Genomic DNA, 17,054 nt, shown 5'->3' on the forward strand with positions numbered 1-17,054 from the left:
CCCGGCCCGGCGTCGGCCCGTGTGAGGGCCTGCCAGGCCGGCTGCGGCTGCGGCTGCGGCTGCGGCTGCGGCTGCGGCTGCGGCTGCGGGGCAGGGTGGGCGGTCAGGGAGCCACCGGCGCGACGAAGCCCTGCTCGGTCAGCAGGCGCAGCGACTCCGGCACCCGGTCCCGCAGCATCACTCGCTCCTCCCCGAGCAGGTGCGCGATGGCGTCAACGATGTCGCCCGCCGCCAGACTCCCGTCGCAGGCGCCGACGAAGCCCGCACCGACGGTGTCGACCTTCGTCGCCCGCCGCATGCCGCGGTTGTGACGCAGGATCACGTGCTCCGGGTCCTCCGCCCCCGGGGCACCGACCTGCTCCTGAACCACCTCGTCGGCAAGCACGTAGCGGGCGGCCAGCAACGCCGCGTCGTCGTGCGCGCGCAGGAAGTCCTGCCGGGCGAACCACTCCTCGATGTGCGGGCCGAGCGGCTGCTCCACCGGGTGCGGCCACTCCTCGATCCGAACGGTCTGCTCGGCCGCACCGCCGGCCCGCAGGGTGATCCAGCCGAAGCCGATGCCCTCGACGCCCGCAGCCTCGAAGGCGTCCAGCCACTCCCCGTAGCGGGCGCGGTAGTCGGCGCCCCGGCCGAGGTGGTCACCGCCGTCGCGCAGCCACAGCTCGGCGTACTCGGCGATGTCCTGGACCTGGCGCTGGACGACCCATGCGTCCAGGCCGGTGCCCGCCACCCAGCCGGCCAGCCGCTCGTGCCAGTCCTCGCCCTTGACGTGCTGCCAGTTCGCGAGGAGCTGGCAGTAGCCGCCCGGCTCCAGCCGGGCCGCCGCACCCCGGACGATGCTCCGGCACAGGTCGTCGCCGGCCATCCCGCCGTCCCGGTAGACGAACCGGCTGCCCGGCGAGATGACGAACGGCGGGTTGGAGACGATCAGGTCGAACCTGCGCTCCCCCACCGGCTCGAACAGGCTGCCCTCGGCCGTCTCGGTGTTGTCGAAACCGGAGAGCGCCAGGGTGAGCCGGGCGAAGTCCAGGGCCCGCGGGTTGAGGTCGGTGGCGGTCACGTGCTGGGCGTGCCGTGCGGCGTGCAGCGCCTGCACGCCCGAGCCGGTGCCGAGGTCCAGGGCCGAGCGCACCGGACGGCGGACCGCCAGGTTGGCCAGCGTGGTCGAGGCGCCGCCGACACCGAGCACCAGGTCGCGGCGCGGCACACCGCCGGACTCGCCCCCGGCGCCGATGCCGCCGGCGCCGCCGACCGCGCAGCCGAGGTCGGAGACCACCCAGGCGTCCGCACTGGGCAGCCCGGCGACCTCGTTGGCGTACGGCCGCACGTCGACCGTCGCCCGCACCTCGTCGCCCTCCTGGGCGAGCCAGCCGTCGGCGAGGCAGTCGTCGACCGGCAGGGCGGCAGCGGCGGCCGCCCGGGTGACCGGCTGCTGGAGCAGGAAGAGCCGCACCAGGGTCTCCAGCGGGCTGCCGCCCCGGGTCGCCCGCAGGGCGGGCACCGTCTCGCTGCGCGCGAGGGCGGCATAGGCGGTGGGACCGAGCAGGTCGAGGCAGCCGTCCGCGGTGTACTGGGCGGCGAGCAGCGCCTCGCGGAACCGGGCGAGGCGGGCGGGATCGGGGGTAGGGCTGTTGGTCACCCCGCCATTGTCGCGCGGCCGCGCCCCGTGACGGTCGTGGCCGCGGCGGAGCGGCCCCGCGCGCCGACGGCCTCGCGGGCAGTTCGGCCGGGCGGCGCGCAGCCCGGTTCGCGGAGGCGCCCGGGTCGAGAGAGTGCCCGGTTCGAGAAGGTGCCCGGTTCGAGGGGGGTGCTCAGTCGGCGGAGGCTCTCAGTTCGCGGAGGCGCTCGGCGAGGCCGCTTCGGACCCGTTCGCCGACGCGTCTGCGGACGGCGACTTCGCCGCACCCGACGCACCCGCCGCGGGCGACCCGGAGGCGGCCCCGGACGGCGCCGACGACTTCGTGCCGGACTGGCCCACACCCGGCTGGCCGGAGCCGGTCTGGCCCGCGCCCGCCGACGGGGCGTCGGTCGACTCGGGAGCCGGGGCGGCGTTCGCCTTGCACCCCGACTGGCGCTTGATCGCGTCACCGGCCTCGCCGGTCTGCAGGCGGTTGAGCCCCTGGGTGGAGAGCTGGGCGAGCTGCTGGACCTGGTCGCCGACGCTGCGCAGCCCGTCCGCGAACCTCGCCTGATCGGTGGTGGCCAGGCCGTCCAGCTTCTTCTGCGCGTCGACGTAGCCCTGGGACGCCTTGCGGAGCTCGTTCACCGCATCCGTGCGGGCCGCCTCGCCGTTGTCGGACTTGGGTGCACCGGCCTTGTCGACGGCGTCCGCCAGCCCCTGGTTGGCCTTGGCGAGGGCCGCCAGGTCGGCCGAGAGCCGCTTCTGGAGGTCCAGCGGCGCCTCCCCCGGGGTCACCTTCGCTATGTCGGCGAGCGCGCTGCGCGACTGCGCGATCGGGCTCTGGGCGGCATCGCAGACGCCCTTCGCCCAGCCGTCGAGCTGCTTCGTGTTGTCGTCGCTGCACGCGACGGCGCCGAACGCGAGCAGCGCGCCGAGCGCGGGGACGGTCAGCAGTCGCTTGTTCACCAGGTGCCTTTCGGTCGCGGACGTCGATCTGCGAACCTACACGGCCGCCCGCTCCGGCCGCAGACACGGACCGGAGCGGAGCCCTGCTCCCCGCCCTGCGGCCGACGGTGCTACGCCCGCTCGACCCGGATCGCGTCCCCGTCGCGGACGGACCTCAGCACTGCCGGGTCGCCGTCCAGCGCACCCAGCAGATTGCACGGACTCGCCAGCCGGCACTCGCCGTCACGGGAGATCGGTGTCGGGCCGAACGGCAGCGCCAGGCTGTCCCCGTCCGTCCAGAAGGCCACCGTGCCGGGCTCGACGATTTGGGCCGCATCGAGCTCGCACGGCACGCTCAGGCCGGCATCGAAGTAGACCTCGTCGCCCCAGGTCCGGGCGGTGGAGCTGATCGGCAGCGCGGCCCAGAGCTTCTCGGTGGTGGGCGTCGACCGGAGTTCGGCCGTCGCCTGCCCGGCCGGCCAGAGGATGCGTATCCGCATGGGTGTCACTCGTCCCGTCGTTCTCGAACCGAACCGGTCGCGCCGGGAGCAGGAAACCGCCACCTTCAACAGTTTGTCAACGCCGGGGCGGGTAGCGGGCAGGCGTCGGGGCACGCCGAAGCGGCCGTGCCGGCCCCGGGGCAGGGCACGTCGGCGACGGGCCGAAGGCAACAGGCTGAAAGAGTGCGCCGGGAACGCCTGCGGCAGCAGCGCCGCAGGACGGGCGGGACGAGTGGAACGAGCGGAACGATCAGACCGCGACGGGTGCGGTGGAAACCGGCCAGCTCATGCGGATCAGACCGCCCTCGCCGCCGTTGCTCACCTCGACGTCCTCCACGAGACCGGTGATCACGGCCAGGCCGAGGGCGTCCTCGCCCGGGTCGGAGCTGTCGTCGGCCGCCGAGGAAGAAGTGCCGTTGTCGCCGGCCTCGTCCGCGACCTCGATGAGGAAACGCTTCTCCTGCTCGATCAGCGCGACCCGGATCGCCCCGTGGGCGTCCCCGCGCTGGTGCAGGCCGACGGCGCGGGAGCAGGCCTCGCCGACGGCGAGGCGGACCTCGTCGAGCACCGACTCGTCGACCCCGGCCCGTCTGGCCACGGCGGCGGCGACCAGCCGGGCCGTGCGAACGTGCTCGGGAAGCGCGCTGAATCGAAGTTCGACGGTTGCCATTCCTCGCCCCTCCGGGGTTGCTCCCTGGTCGGCCGGGGCCGCTTTACGCGCCCCGGCGCGGCGCCCGTGACAGACGCCGCCGGACCGGCGGGGCCGCGGCACGGCCCCGCCGGTGCGGGAAAGACGGTCAGTCGGTGGAGGCGACTGCGTCGTCCACCGAGTTGTGGATCGGGAAGACCTTGGTCAGACCGGTGATCCGGAAGATCTTCAGAATGCGCTCCTGGTTGCAGACCAGGCGGAGCGAGCCCTCGTGTGCACGGACCCGCTTGAGCCCGCCCACCAGCACGCCGAGTCCGGTGGAGTCGAGGAAGTCCACGCCCTCCATGTCGACGACGAGGTGGTAGTTGCCGTCGTTGACGAGCTCGACAAGCTGCTCACGCAGCTTGGGGGCGGTGTACACATCGATCTCGCCGCCGACTTCGACGACCGTGCGATCGCCGACCGTACGGGTCGACAGGGACAGGTCCACGGAACCTCCAGCACCTTGCCTTGCTACGTCATTGCGATCCTCGGCCGGGCGGCCGCCACCGCGTGGTCGCAGGCCGGGCGAGGCATGCCGCTCCTGACCAGTTCGGCGTGCGTCCCTCGGCCGTGCGGCCGTCACGGCCTCATTGAACCACCTGTGACCATGCCCGCACGATGGCTTGCGGCGATTCTCCGTCACGCCGGTGACACACTGGGTCTTCATGCCGCCCCGTCACACCTCGCCCGAGGCTCTGCTCAAGACCCTGTCCACCAACCGGGGCCGGTCGGACCGCCTCACCCATACGGAGCATCTTCCCTCCCGTCCCGCGCGCCACTCCTCCTGGCCGGAAGGAATCCGTCCGGAAATCCGGGAGGCCGCGCGCGAGCTCGGCGTGGCCGAACCCTGGGCCCACCAGGCCGAGGCGATGGAGTTGGCGAAGGCGGGGCGGACCGTGGTGATCGCCACCGGCACCGCCTCGGGCAAGTCCCTCGGGTACCTGGCCCCGGTGCTGAGCGACCTGCTCGACGGCACCGAGGCCCGCAACGGCCGCGGCGCCACCGCCCTGTACCTCGCCCCGACCAAGGCGCTGGCGGCCGACCAACGCCGGCGGGCCGCCGAGCTCGTCCCGCCACGGGTCCGCGTGGCCATGTACGACGGCGACACCCCGCCCGAGGAACGCGAGTGGGTCCGCCAGTACGCGTCCTACGTGCTCACCAACCCGGACATGCTCCACCGCGGCATCCTGCCGGGGCACGCGCGCTGGTCCTCCTTCCTCAAGGCACTGCGGTACGTGGTCGTCGACGAGTGCCACAGCTACCGCGGGGTGTTCGGCTCGCACGTCGCCCAGGTACTGCGGCGGCTGCGGCGGCTCTGCGCGCGGTACGGGGCGCAGCCGACCTTCCTGCTCGCCTCGGCCACCACCGCGGAGCCCGGCGTGACCGCGGAACGGCTGACCGGCCTGCCGGCGGTCGCCGTCACCGAGGACGCCTCGCCGCGCGGGCCGCTGGTCTTCGCGCTCTGGGAGCCGCCGCTCACCGAGCACGTCGGCGAGCAGGGGGCGCCCGTCCGCCGGACGGCGACCGCCGAGACCGGCTACCTGCTCACCGACCTGGTCGAGTCCGGGACGCGCACGGTCGCCTTCGTCCGGTCCCGACGGGCGGCCGAGCTGGTCGCCCTGCAGGCACAGGACCTGCTGGGCAAGCCGCTGGCCGGGCGGGTCGCGGCCTACCGCGGCGGGTACCTGGCCGAGGAGCGCCGGGAGCTGGAACGCGACCTGCACTCCGGCCGGCTGCTCGGCCTCGCCTCCACCTCGGCACTGGAGCTCGGCGTCGACGTCTCCGGGCTGGACGCCGTCCTCATGGCCGGCTACCCGGGCACGCGCGCCTCGCTCTGGCAGCAGGCGGGCCGGGCCGGGCGGGAGGCACAGGGCGCGCTCGCCGTCCTGATCGCCCGGGACGACCCGCTGGACACCTATCTGGTGCACCACCCCGAGGCGCTCTTCGCCAACCCGGTCGAGGCGACCGTGCTCGACCCCGACAACCCGCACGTGCTGGCGCCGCACCTGTGCGCCGCGGCGGCGGAACTCCCGATCACCGAGTCCGACACGGAGCTCTTCGGGCCGTCCACGGCGCAGCTGCTGCCGATCCTCGAACGCCGCGGCCTGCTGCGCCGGCGCGGCGACGGCTCCTGGTACTGGACGCGCCGGGAGCGGGCCGCCGACCGGGTCGACCTCCGCGGCAGCGGGGGCAACCCCGTCCAGATCGTGGAGGCCTCCACGGGGCGGCTGCTGGGGACGGTGGACGCGGCCGCCGCCCACACCACCGTGCACACGGGCGCCGTCCACCTGCACCAGGGCCGCACCTATCTGGTGCAGGACCTCGACCTGGAGACCTCGGTCGCCCTGGTCGAGGCTGCCGACCCGTCCTACACCACGGCTGCCCGCGACATCACCTCCATCTCCGTGCTCTCGACGGACACCTCGCAGGGGTGGGGCGAGGCCCGGCTGAGCTTCGGCTCGGTCGAGGTGGTCAACCAGGTGGTCGGCTTCCTGCGCAAGCGCATCTCCACGGGCGAGGTGCTCGGTGAGACCAAGCTCGACCTGCCGCCGCGGACGCTGCGCACCCGTGCCGTGTGGTGGTCGGTGACGGAGGACCAGCTGTTCGACGCGGAGATCCCGTTCGACCAGTTGCCCGGTGCCGCGCACGCTGCGGAGCATGCCTCGATCGGCCTGCTGCCGCTGTTCGCGACCTGCGACCGGTGGGACATCGGCGGCGTGTCGGTGCCGTTGCACCCCGACACCGGCCTGCCCACCGTCTTCGTGTACGACGGCCATCCGGGCGGTGCGGGCTTCGCGGAACGGGGCTTCCGCCGGGCCGTGCAGTGGCTCACCGCCACCCGGGATGCCATCGCCGCCTGCGAGTGCGAGCGCGGCTGCCCCTCGTGCGTGCAGTCCCCCAAGTGCGGAAACGGCAACGACCCGTTGGACAAGGCGGCCGCCGTCCGGCTGTTGGACGTGCTGCTGGCCGGGGCTCCGGTGGACGGCGTTCCGGCCGGGGGTGGTCCGGTCGGCGGCGCTCCGGCTGGCAGTGGTCCGGTCGGCGGCGCTCCGCCCGAGGCGGCTGCCGAGGCCCCGGCCGAGGACGGGCGGCACCGGGCGTCGCCGGAGTAGGGGCGGCCCTGCCGGGCGGTCCGCCGCGTCGCCGCCTGTCCGTGCGGCCAGGTCGTCCGCCCGGCCCAAGTCCGGGCCCGAGTCCTCGCCCGAGTCGTCGCCCTCTGCCCAGACCGGGCCGGCGCGGGCCCTGGCGCGCGCCGGGCCGACCGGCAGCGGAAGGTGACCTGTCGCCACTTCGACGACCACCTCGACGGCGTCCTCGTCCGGTCGGGGTGTACAGGCGACCAGTGCCGCGTGGTTCTCCCCCGCAATCAGCCCCGCCCGGCCGCAGCCGCCGTCGGCATCGATCAGCAGGCGTTCCGCCGCGGCAAGGGCCGCAAGGTCGGCGGCGGACTCGGCGCGGTGCCGTACAGCCACGGCGGAGCCCACCGCGACGGCGGCCGCGAAGACCGCACAGCCCAGCATGCCGAGCGAGAGCAACCACACGGTGGCCGATCCGCTGTCCCTCCCGACAACCGTTCCCGTGGCTGCCGTTGTCGGTCTCCGCGCCGCCGCCGCGCGGCGGTGGCGGTGGTGGTGGCGCATCCACCGGCTCATGAGGGCCACGGCGCCCCACTATCCCCAGGACCAGCCACGTCCTCGCGGGCGGCCACCGCAGAGGCTCTCAGGCGAACAGCCACCGCTGCTCCCAGCTTGCCGGGGGCAGGGAGTGGCGCCTCGACCGTGACCCGGACGGTCTCGGTGCCCTGCGCCACCTCGACGCGGGCTCCCGGCGGTGCAGCCGCACGGGCCAGGGCTTCGGCATCGGTGTCGCCGCGGGCCGCCGCACGGGCGCCCACCCGTGCGGCGTCCACACAGCGGACCTCTCCGGCCGCGGCAAGGACGGCCCAGACAAGCATCGCCGCGAGCACCACCATGGCCGGCAGCGCCACCGCCGTTTCCGCGGTGGCCATGCCCGCGTCCGGCGGGCGGGCAGTGCGGCGGCGGCGCTCAGACCGCATGGAGAGCCCGATCGAGGATTTCGCCGAGCGCCCCGGAGACCGCCCCGCTGGTGACCACGCGGTAGAGGATCGCCGCAAACGCACAGGCGGCGACCGTGCCGATCGCATACTCGGCCGTCGTCATGCCCGCGTCCGGCGGCCCGACAGCGGCCCTGCGCACCCGGTCGGCGAGCTCTCGGGCGAGGCGTCGGCGCGCGGCGGCAAGACGACGCAACCCGAGCGTGCAGCGGGTCGACACAACGGCGCCCGGAAGACGGGCCGGGAGCAACACCGGACGGATGCCGGTATCACCAGTGCCGGATGCCCCGGCCGAGGCCGGCCGGTCGGAAGCGGCGGAAGCGGACGAGATGCGGGCAGTGCGGAGAACAGGCAGGCACATGTCGGACTCCATGGGGTTTCGGGTTCGGACACAGCTCGGGCGGGGGACGGCCCCCTCCCGATGTGGCGAGTGATCAGATCCGGTGGGCGTACAGGGAGGCGAGGCCCATGACCACGGGCACCACGCCGATCAGGACGAATGCCGGGAGGAAGCACAGGCCGAGCGGGGCCGTCGCCAGGCGCACCCTGCCGGGAGGAAGCACGCCGAGCGGGGCCGTCGCCAGGACCCGGCGCACCCTGGCGTGCGCGGCACGCGCGGCCGCCGCCCGCTGTGCCTGGGCCAGCCCGCTCAGTGCGGCGGCCGGCGGCGCCCCGCTCAGGCTGGTTCGGACGAGGCAGCGCGCCAGCGGGGCCAGCGCGGGGCTGTCCGCCCCGAGGCGTTCCCAGCAGAGCTCCGGCGGAGCGCCGAGGGAGAGCTGCGCGGCGGCCGCGCCGAGCCGGTCCCGCATCGGCGGGTCGATCCCGGCAGCCACCGCGGCGGCCGCCCGGCCGGGGGCGGACGACGATCCCAGACAGGCCGCCAGCAGTTCGGCGGCGAGCGGCAGTTGCCGCAGCAGGCGCTCCTCCTCGAGTGCGGCCCGCCGTTCGACAGCGCCGGCCGGTCGCGGCAGCCACCGGTAGGCCGCGGCACCGGCAAGCGCCCCGGCCACCAGCCCTGCTGAGCCGCCCATCACCGCCGCAGTCGCAAGGGCGACTGCCACCGGGCCGAGCCAGGCCCGGGCGGGCAGGCACCGCCGTGGGCGGCGCCTGGTCGCCCGGGGTACTGGCCGGCGGTGCGGCCCACGAGCCTGCGGGTCGGGCGACGGCCGGGTGTACGGCGACCGGGACCGGCCGGGCGGCCGTCGGTGCGGCAGGCACCGCTGCGTGCGCCGCCGTACCTCCCGCCGGGCGGTTGCGGCAGGCAGTGCCACGAGCAGAAAAGCAGCAACCGGCACTGCCGCCAACACGGCGATCATGTCGCCACCTCCGACCGCGGGGTGCGGGCCGGATGCCGCGCCTCGGCGATCGGCTCCTCGCGGTCGCCCCGGCGGCGGCGCAGCCCGCAGGAGTGCACCGGCATCGGCGGACGATGCTCGGGCCTGTCCTCGGCCGTCCGGACGATCCTCGCCGTCCACATCAGGCCGGCTGCCTCCAGCAGCCCGCCGACGGTGAAGCAGGCAAGCCCGGCGGGTGTGTGCAGCAGCATCGCCAGGGGATGCGCGCCGAGCGCGCCACCGAGCAGCAGCCCGAAAGCCGGGAGAACGGCCAGCAGCGCAATGGTCGTCCGCGATCCGGCCAGCTCGCCGGCGACCTCCTCGGACAGGGCCCGCTCGGCCCGCAGGGCGTCGGCCAGCTGGTCCAGCCCGACCACCAGTCCGGTGCCGCTGTCGCAGCTCACCTGCCAGCAGGCGGCGACGGCTGCTGCACCCCCACCGCCGGGTTGCTCGGCAACCAGGTGGAGGGCCGCCGGCACGTCGGCCCCGTAGCGGGCCGCCGCGAGCCGTGCGGCCGCTTCGGCGCCGAGGTCGCGGCGGAGCGCGCTGCTCCGGGCGACGACGGCCTGCAGGGCCTGCTCCGGCGTGGCTCCGCTGCGCAACTCTCCGACCAGGCCGGCACACAGTTCGATCACGGCGGCGGCTCGGCGACCGGCCTCGCCGGCCGTACGGCGCCAGCGACGCCACCGGCGCAGCGGGACGACTCCGGCCGCAGCGGCAAGGACGGGCACCACCGAATGGACCGACCGGCCTGCCGCGAGCCCGACGGGCAGCAGTGCCAGCTCGGGCACCAGCAGGCGCCGCAATACGGTGTCCGGCCCTGCAGCACGGCGTACCGCGGCAAGCGCATTCCTGAGGGCTGCGGCCGCATCTCCCCTCGGCGGGTGGCAGAGCACCCTGCGGACGCGGGTGGTGCCGCGCACTCGGTGGCAGCGGCCGAGCGCCAGGCCGGCCAGCAGGCCGCCGCACGCTGCTGCAGCCTGCACCTGCGGCCAGTTCATCGCGGCCTCCGCGAGGTGCGCTCCGGCGTGCGGTCCGCAGGACGTTCCGCATCGCGCTCGGGGCGGTGCCCGGCTCTGGTCACGGCCGATTCCAGCAGCCACCAGGCCAGCCCTGCGACACCGCAGAGCGCCAGCATCCAAAGCCCTTCCAACTGGCGGAGCGTCATTCCGGCCTCCCGGGGAGGGTCACGCCGCGCTCGGCGCAGGCGCGCTGCAGGCCGGCCCAGCCCGGGCCTGTGTCGCAGCGGTCGCCGGGCCTGAACAGAACGGCGGGGCGGGTGGTGGCCAGGCCACGCGGGTCGCCCTCGACGGTGTGCAGTTCGGTGACCCTCCGCTGCCCGGTCGCGGGGTCGCGGGCGAGGTGGACGACCAGGTCGACGGCGGCACGCAGTTGGCTGTGGAGCGAGAGCCGGTCCAGCCCGGCAAGCGATCCGAGTGCTTCGAGGCGGGCCGGGACGTCGGCGGCCGCGTTGGCGTGGACGGTGCCGAAGCCGCCGTCGTGGCCGGTGTTCAGGGCCGCCAGCAGGTCGACGACCTCGGCTCCGCGGACCTCCCCGACGACGAGCCGGTCGGGCCGCATGCGCAGCGCCTGTCGGACGAGGTCCCGCAGGGTCAGCTCGCCGAGCCCTTCCTGGTTCGGGGGTCGGCTCTGCAGGCGTACCACGTGGGCGTGGTCGGGCCGCAGCTCTGCCGAGTCCTCGGCGATGACGATGCGTTCCTCCGGCCCGACGAGGCCGAGCAGGGCTGCCAGCAGGGTGGTCTTTCCGGAGCCCGTGCCGCCGCTGATCAGCAGTGAGAGGCGGGCCCGCAGCACACCGCGGAGCAGGTCGGCGCCGGCCCCGCTGAGCGTTCCGCCGGCGGCGAGCTCGTCCAGGGTGAACGGGCGGGCGCGGCAGATCCGCAGCGAGATGTGGGTGCAGCCGCCGGCGGCGATGGGCGGCAGCACGGCGTGCAGTCGGGTGCCGTCCGGGAGGCGGGCGTCGACCCAGGGCATGGCGTCGTCGAGGCGGCGTCCGGCTGCCGTCGCCAGCCGGTGGGCCAGTCGCCGGACGGCTTCCACGTCCGGGAAGCGGACCTCGGGAACCCGCCGGAGCCCGCTTCCGCAGTCGATCCACACCTCGTCAGGCCCGTTGACGAGGACGTCGGTGACATCGGGGCGGTCGAGGAGTTCGTGGAGCGGGCCCGCCCCGACGAGTTCCGCCTGGATGGCGCGCACCGTGTCGAGCACGTCGCCGCCGCCCAGGGTGGGGCGGTTGGCGCGCAGCGCGGCTGCCACCGATCCGGTGGTCGGCAGCGCGCCGGACTCGGCGAGGTGGAGGCGCACGGCGTCGACCAGTGCGCCGGGCCCGGTACCCCCGCCGTCGGCCGCGCCGTGTGCGGCGGTACCGATGCCTCCGACGAGGGCGCGGCGCCTGCCGTGGCCGCCGTGCCCGGCCTCGGGTGCCGGTCGGACGGCGCCCCGGGCGCCGAATCGGAACCCGGCACCGATCGAGCGGCGGATCTCCCCGGGTTCGTTCCGGAGGGCGTCGGAGGGCCGCCGCCGCGGCAGACGGTCCGTCACAGTGCACCTCCGCCTGCGGCCGCCACCGGCGGCATGACCTCGTGCAGGAAGCCGCTGCAGAAGCGGGCCAGCGGCCCCCGCTCGCGCAGGCCGGGCGGCATGCCCCGTTCGACGTCGAGGCCGATGCCGGGCTCCGGCGGAAGCTCGCCGGCGAAGGCGAGCCGGAGATTCCTGGCGATCTCGGCGGCGGGGAGGCCCACCGGACCGGGGACACGGATCACCGCCCGCAGGTCGGTCAGCCGCATCCGGGCTGCTGCGGCCACCCGGTCGGCGGCCGCCAGGGCCCGCAGCTCGGCGGGCACCACGAGCAATCCGGTGTCGATCTGTTCGAGGGCCTGGGCCGCTGCGGGGTCGAGGTGCCGGGGCAGGTCGACGACGACCAGCCCGCCGCGGCGCCTGGCCGCGGCAAGAACGCTGCGCATGGCCTCGGGCGGGATGGTCAGGCAGTCGCTGCGGTCCCAGGAGAGCGCGCTGAGGCCCTGGAGCTCCGGCAGCGCCTTTGCCAGTTCGGCTCCGCTGACCCTCCCTCGGGAACCGGCCAGGTCGGGCCAGCGGAGCCCCTCGGCGGTCTCACCGCCGAGCAGGACGTCGAGCCCGCCGCCGAGCGGGTCCGCATCGACCAGCATGGTGCGGTGCCCGTTCCGTGCCGCGGTCACGGCGAGGGCGCAGGCGAGTGTCGAGGCGCCCGCGCCTCCCCTGCCGCCGAGCACCCCGACGGTGAGTGCGGGCGGCCCGACGCCCTCGGCCGCGTCGGCGATCCGGTCGAGCAGCCAGGCCTGGGCGTCCGGCAGGAACAGGACGTGCTCGGCGCCGAGCCGGACGGCCCGTACCCAGACGCTGCCGTCGTCGAGGTCCAGCCCGAGCAGGAGGACTCCGGAGCGCCGGGGGAAGCCGCTGCACCGTTCGGCGAGGTCGTCGCCGACGAGGACGAGCGGTGCGCTCTCCCAGCGTGCGCGTGTCGGTTCCGTCCGGACGACGTGCGGCTCCGCCCCGGCGGCGGCGCAGATCCGGGTCAGGTGGTCGGCGAGGGCGTCGTCCGCGGTGACGATCAACGGGCCGGCCGGCGCCGGGTGGTCCGTCGGGTGGGAATCGGTGGTGGGTGTCGACATGGCGGTCTCCCCCATGGGCGGTGCCCGGTGGTCCGGGGCGGTGTCCGAGTGGTCCGAATCGGTGCGGCACACGGCGCGCGGCACGCGTCGATTCACGGGCCCGCCGCCCTGCCCGGTCGGCCGGACGGTCGGTGGCCCGGGGACCACAGTGGCCGTCCGGAGGTGCTCCGCCGCTGCTCGGCCGATTCCCTGTGGAGAACTCGGGGCTGTGGATAACTTTCTTCACTCGCCCGGGGGGCAATGCATCACGGAATTGACGCGTGAGAAGCACGAGCACGCCGGAAGGGGATCGTGATTTCCGATCAATCGGTCACCCTGAGTGACAGAATGGCGCTCGCGGTGCACGCGGGGAAGCCGGCCGGGAGCTGTGGTCACCGAGCCGTTCCGGACGGCCACCGGGCGTGTCAACTGGCCCTGGAAACGGGCCCGGACGTGCGACGACCCCCGCCGGGGGGGAGAGCGGGGGTCGTCTATCCACGGCCCGACTCGGGGGGGAGGAGCCGGACCGGGTTAGCACGGTCGCGAACGATCCGTGACTTCCATGGTGTACCCGAGCGGCCAGAAACACAAACCCGCGCGCCACCTAGTACGCCGAATGGCGGGGGGTTTTGCCGCGCCCTCTATCCTCGGTCCCGTGGACACCACCGAGAACGCCGACGCCGTCGACCGCGGTCCCGACTCCGCGCGCGCCGCCACCCCGGGCGCAGCCCCGACCGAACCCGCCGAGCGGCCGAACGACCCGGCCGACGAGGCGGACCCGACGGCCGCCGAGGCCGAGGACGACGCCGAGGCCGAGGACGCCGACCGACCCGCTCCACTTCGAGCGTACGGCGCGCCGCGCACTGCCGCGTTCTTCGACCTGGACAAGACGATCATCGCCAAGTCGAGCGCGCTGGCGTTCAGCCGGCCCTTCTACCAGGGCGGCCTGATCAACCGTCGGGCCGTGCTGAAGAGCGCTTACGCCCAGTTCGTCTTCCTGGTCGGCGGCGCGGACCACGACCAGATGGAGAAAATGCGCCAGTACCTCTCGGCGCTGACGCGCGGCTGGAACGTCCAGCAGGTCCGCGAGATCGTCTCGGAGACCCTGCACGAGCTGATCGACCCGATCATCTACGACGAGGCCGCATCGCTGATCGAGCAGCACCACGCGGCCGGACGCGACGTGGTGATCGTCAGCAGCTCCGGCTCGGAGGTGGTCGAGCCGATCGGCCGGCTGCTCGGGGCCGACCATGTGATCGCGACGCGCCTCAAGGTCGAGAACGGCTGCTACACGGGCGAGATCGACTACTACGCCTACGCCGAGAACAAGGCTGCGGCGATCCGCGAACTCGCCGCGGAGCAGGGCTACGACCTCGCGGCCAGCTACGCGTACAGCGACTCCTCCACCGACCTCCCGCTCCTGGAGGCGGTCGGGCACCCCTCCGCGGTGAACCCGGACCGGGCGCTGCGCAAGGAGGCCGCGGCCCGCGAGTGGCCGGTGCTGGTGTTCAACCGGCCGGTCGAACTCCACAGCCGGCTACCGGAGTTCTCCGCCCCCAGCCGGCCCGTCCTGCTCGCCGTGGCACTCGGCACGGCCGCGATCACCGCGGGCCTGTTCTGGTACTCGGCGAAGCGGCGACGACCCGCGGCCTGACCGCCTCCCGGACACCTGGCGCCATATCGGACAATCGGGAAAAAGTTCTTGTTTCGGGTTCCGCTTTGCAGCGATCCGCGATAGAAAGGACTTACGGCCCGCGAGACCCGGTCAGGACCCTGAAGGGGTCGTTCCGACAACGCAGTTCAGGCCCACGGACCGCGTACAGATAGCTGGGCACCCACATGCAGCCGACCCGCTGACGGGCCGCCGCACCAGGTGAACGGGCCAGATCCCCACCTGATGGGCACTTCCGGTGCATGCTTGGTAACCCGGCACCTGTGCCAGCGGCGGCACCGAGCAGGATCAGGTGCCGCCGCATCTGTGTGTCCGCGTCCGCGGCACGCCCGCGTCCACGACCGGCAGGCCGGTCAGACCATGCCGCGCTGCATCGCCTCGCAGACGGCGGTGCTCTCCCGCACGCCGAGCCGCAGCGCCTCACCGCAATGGCCGATCCAGCGGGCCATGCCCTCACCGGTGCCGCTCAGGTATCCGCCCAGGGCATCCCGGTAGGCAGCGGTGCCGAGTTCGGCGAGCCCGACCTCGGCGGGGCAGATCGCCTTCGGGTCCAGGCCCTCGGAGATCAGGACGATGCGCTGCGCGGCACGCGCGATCACCCCGTTGTGGGACGCGAAGGGGCGCAGGGCGAGCAGCTCGCCGTGCACCACCGCCGCCACCACCAGCGCGGGCGTGGCGCTCTTGGCACCCTCGGCCCGGGCCACCAGCAGCTGCGCCAGCTGGTCGAGGCTCGCGGCCGCCTCGTCCGCGCCCGGCGCAGGCGGCAGCTGTACGCCCTCGGTCGGCTTCTCGTGCCCCTCCGAGGCGGCCAGGTCGATCGGGAAGAGCGGGGAGGCGTCCTCGCCGGTGCGGCGCGGCCGCCCGGCCGAAGGATCGGCGTCACCGACCGCCAGAAGGTGCAGCCTGGCCAGGACCTGCAGCGGCGAATGCCGCCAGATGCCGAGCAGCTGACCTGCGTCGGCCGAGATCCGGAGCGCGCCGCCGACGGTGCGCGCCTGCTCGTCACCGCCGAAGTCGGTGCGGCGCCGGATCTCCTCGAGGGACCAGTCGGCGCCGTCCAGGGCTGCGGAGGCCCGGGCGCCGCGGAGCGCCGCCTCGGAGGTCACCTCGGCGGCACGCCGGCGCATCACGCGGTGGCCGTAGAGGCGGTCGACGGACTTGCGCACCTCGGCGACGGCCTCGGGCACCCCGGGCAGATCGGCCAGCGAGGCGAGGGAATCAGTTCCAGTGCTCACCTACCCGAGGGTAGTGACCCACCCTTCACCCCCCTCACAGCAACCCCGGCATCACCCGATCGAGGCAATCCGCAGTTCCCTTATGTGCCGCACGCCAAACCCCCGCTAGCATGACGGCTATCGGTGACGATAACGATTTCCAACATCCTTCGGCGGCACCGACCGCCGCAGTGAGAGCCGGAGTCCCAGATGAAGATCGCCTTCGTCGGCAAGGGCGGCAGCGGCAAGACCACGCTGTCCGCGCTGTTCATCCGCCACCTGGCCGCCGCAGGCCGGCCCGTCATCGCCGTCGACGCCGACATCAACCAACACCTCGGCCCGGCGCTGGGGCTGACGGACGAACAGGCGTCCGCCCTGCCTGCCCTCGGCGCCCACCTGCCCGAGATCAAGGAGTACCTGCGGGGCGACAACCCGCTGATCCGCTCTGCCGACGAGATGATCAAAACCACTCCCCCCGGCCGGGGTTCGCGACTGCTGAGGATCGTCGAGGAAAACCCGGTGTACGCCGCGTGCGCCCGGCCGATCGCGCTCGACGAGGGCTCCGTCCGGCTGCTGGCGACCGGAGCCTTCACCGAGGAGGATCTCGGGGTCGCGTGCTACCACTCCAAGGTCGGCGCGGTCGAACTGCTGCTCAACCACCTGGTCGACGGCCGCGACGAGTACGTCGTCACCGACATGACCGCGGGCTCGGACTCCTTCGCCTCCGGCCTGTTCACCCGCTTCGACCTGACCTTCCTGGTGGCCGAGCCGACCCGCAAGGGCATCTCGGTCTACCGCCAGTACAAGGAGTACGCGCGGGACTTCGGCGTCACCCTCCGGGTCGTCGGCAACAAGGTGCAGGGCGCGGACGACCTCGCCTTCCTCCGCCGGGAGGTCGGGGACGACCTGCTGACCTCCTTCGGGCACTCCGACTGGGTGCGGAAGCTGGAGCAGGGGGCCGAGCCCGCGCTCAGCGCCCTGGAGCCGGCCAACCGTGCCGTCCTGGACGACCTCGAGGCCGAGGCCGACGCCTCCTTCGCGCTGCGCGACGCCGAGAAGTACACCGCACAGGCCGTCCACTTCCATCTCCGCAACGCGGAGAGCTGGGGCAATGCCAAGGTCGGCCACGACCTCGCGACCCAGGTCGACCACGACTTCGTCCTCGGCCTCCGGGGCGCCGGTGCGGGCCTGGGCGCCGCCCGCGCCTGAGCCCTGCCGCCCCGGCCGCGTACCGCGGCCGCCACATCGCCGGAAGGGCCGGCGGACACCCCCTTGACCTGGGTGTTCGCCGGCCCTTCCGGCGATCGGGTTCCCGGCCGGGGCAGCCTCCACCCGTAAAGGTGAATCCAACG

General features: G+C 74.2%; 15 protein-coding genes and 1 pseudogene. 3 read left to right on the forward strand and 13 right to left on the reverse strand.

Features of this window, described 5'->3' with window-relative positions; translation table 11 throughout:
• Nucleotides 1-103 precede the first annotated feature (103 nt).
• The 5 genes from ACQ614_RS16805 to bldG all read right to left on the reverse strand — a co-directional run bounded on the left by ACQ614_RS16805 (nt 104) and on the right by bldG (nt 4,205).
• Entirely contained in the window at nt 104-1,639 is a 1,536-nt protein-coding gene (locus ACQ614_RS16805) for a DUF7059 domain-containing protein (RefSeq protein WP_431679378.1), read from the reverse strand.
• A 189-nt stretch (nt 1,640-1,828) separates the two neighbouring features.
• On the reverse strand, nt 1,829-2,587 hold the full coding sequence (locus ACQ614_RS16810) for a hypothetical protein (protein WP_431679379.1): 759 nt from the start codon (nt 2,585-2,587) through the stop codon (nt 1,829-1,831).
• Nucleotides 2,588-2,697: 110 nt separating this feature from the next.
• Nucleotides 2,698-3,066, reverse strand: coding sequence for a cyclophilin-like fold protein (locus ACQ614_RS16815; RefSeq protein WP_431679380.1), 369 nt, complete (start codon nt 3,064-3,066; stop codon nt 2,698-2,700).
• A 250-nt stretch (nt 3,067-3,316) separates the two neighbouring features.
• Complete coding sequence (locus ACQ614_RS16820) at nt 3,317-3,736, reverse strand: ATP-binding protein (protein WP_431679381.1); 420 nt, start codon at nt 3,734-3,736, stop codon at nt 3,317-3,319.
• A 127-nt stretch (nt 3,737-3,863) separates the two neighbouring features.
• Nucleotides 3,864-4,205, reverse strand: coding sequence for an anti-sigma factor antagonist BldG (gene bldG, locus ACQ614_RS16825; RefSeq protein ID WP_030272780.1), 342 nt, complete (start codon nt 4,203-4,205; stop codon nt 3,864-3,866).
• Nucleotides 4,206-4,422: 217 nt separating this feature from the next.
• Here bldG and ACQ614_RS16830 point away from each other — a divergent pair, with 217 nt between their 5' ends.
• Nucleotides 4,423-6,870, forward strand: coding sequence for a DEAD/DEAH box helicase (locus ACQ614_RS16830; protein WP_431679382.1), 2,448 nt, complete (start codon nt 4,423-4,425; stop codon nt 6,868-6,870).
• Nucleotides 6,871-6,996: 126 nt separating this feature from the next.
• On the opposite strand, the pseudogene ACQ614_RS16835 reads toward ACQ614_RS16830, so the two are convergent.
• The 7 genes and pseudogenes from ACQ614_RS16835 to ssd all read right to left on the reverse strand — a co-directional run.
• Nucleotides 6,997-7,410: pseudogene (locus ACQ614_RS16835) on the reverse strand (Rv3654c family TadE-like protein); the annotation flags it as partial.
• Nucleotides 7,407-7,766 (reverse strand): TadE family type IV pilus minor pilin, encoded by a 360-nt coding sequence (locus tag ACQ614_RS16840; protein ID WP_431679383.1) that lies wholly within the window; start codon nt 7,764-7,766, stop codon nt 7,407-7,409. The gene ACQ614_RS16840 and the pseudogene ACQ614_RS16835, both read right to left, overlap by 4 nt.
• 37 nt (nt 7,767-7,803) lie before the next feature.
• Nucleotides 7,804-8,205 carry a DUF4244 domain-containing protein gene (locus tag ACQ614_RS16845; RefSeq protein ID WP_431679384.1) on the reverse strand — a complete coding sequence of 134 codons (402 nt, stop codon included), beginning with the start codon at nt 8,203-8,205 and terminating at the stop codon, nt 7,804-7,806.
• 61 nt (nt 8,206-8,266) lie between these two features.
• A complete protein-coding gene (locus tag ACQ614_RS16850) occupies nt 8,267-8,893 on the reverse strand; it encodes a type II secretion system F family protein (RefSeq protein ID WP_431679385.1) in 627 nt (208 codons plus the stop codon).
• A 251-nt stretch (nt 8,894-9,144) separates the two neighbouring features.
• Entirely contained in the window at nt 9,145-10,167 is a 1,023-nt protein-coding gene (locus tag ACQ614_RS16855; RefSeq protein WP_431679386.1) for a type II secretion system F family protein, read from the reverse strand.
• A gap of 163 nt (nt 10,168-10,330) precedes the next feature.
• The gene (locus ACQ614_RS16860; RefSeq protein WP_431683945.1) at nt 10,331-11,557 is read right to left on the reverse strand and encodes a TadA family conjugal transfer-associated ATPase; all 1,227 of its coding nucleotides are present in this window, start codon (nt 11,555-11,557) and stop codon (nt 10,331-10,333) included.
• Nucleotides 11,558-11,724: 167 nt separating this feature from the next.
• Nucleotides 11,725-12,837, reverse strand: coding sequence for a septum site-determining protein Ssd (gene ssd, locus ACQ614_RS16865; RefSeq protein ID WP_431679387.1), 1,113 nt, complete (start codon nt 12,835-12,837; stop codon nt 11,725-11,727).
• Nucleotides 12,838-13,471: 634 nt separating this feature from the next.
• Here ssd and ACQ614_RS16870 point away from each other — a divergent pair.
• Nucleotides 13,472-14,470, forward strand: coding sequence for an HAD family hydrolase (locus ACQ614_RS16870; protein WP_431679388.1), 999 nt, complete (start codon nt 13,472-13,474; stop codon nt 14,468-14,470).
• A gap of 371 nt (nt 14,471-14,841) precedes the next feature.
• On the opposite strand, the gene ACQ614_RS16875 is transcribed toward ACQ614_RS16870, so the two are convergent.
• Nucleotides 14,842-15,723, reverse strand: a complete 882-nt coding sequence (locus ACQ614_RS16875) for an oxidoreductase (protein WP_431679389.1) — start codon at nt 15,721-15,723, stop codon at nt 14,842-14,844.
• Between the two features lie 189 nt (nt 15,724-15,912).
• On the opposite strand from ACQ614_RS16875, the gene ACQ614_RS16880 reads away from it, so the two are divergent.
• Nucleotides 15,913-16,911, forward strand: a complete 999-nt coding sequence (locus ACQ614_RS16880) for an ATP-binding protein (protein WP_431679390.1) — start codon at nt 15,913-15,915, stop codon at nt 16,909-16,911.
• The last annotated feature ends 143 nt before the right edge of the window (nt 16,912-17,054 follow it).

The sequence above is a fragment of the Kitasatospora dryopteridis genome, assembly GCF_050749075.1.
Lineage (GTDB): Bacteria > Actinomycetota > Actinomycetes > Streptomycetales > Streptomycetaceae > Kitasatospora.